This window comes from Peribacillus sp. SIMBA_075 (assembly GCF_046534585.1).
Genome location: NZ_JAWRYN010000461.1, coordinates 1 through 278 on the forward strand (window position 1 = coordinate 1; position 278 = coordinate 278).

Genomic DNA, 278 nt, shown 5'->3' on the forward strand with positions numbered 1-278 from the left:
ATTGAATGAACAACATGACCAAATGACCAATCTGCTGCAGGATGTCCAAGAGCAGACATGCAGCGCTGCAGAGCTCATTTCAATTACTCAGTATCAACAGTCTGTCGCCAGATCTATCAAAAACCAGCGGAGAACACTGCACGGATGTGAGCAAGACGTTGAGCGCTGCCAAACTCACCTGACGGAACGAATGAAAGAGTCTCAATTATGGAATCGACTGCGTGAACGATCTCTCCATCAATTTCTAGACGCAGAAAAACTGAGAGAGCAAAAAGAGT

At 45.7% G+C, this 278-nt stretch carries 1 protein-coding gene; it reads left to right on the top strand.

Annotation, left to right across the window (positions count from 1 at the left end; translation table 11 throughout):
* Position 1: 1 nt before the first annotated feature.
* Positions 2-278 (top strand): flagellar FliJ family protein (locus SB775_RS29015; protein ID WP_410864666.1); only part of this gene is annotated, 277 nt, incomplete at its 3' end.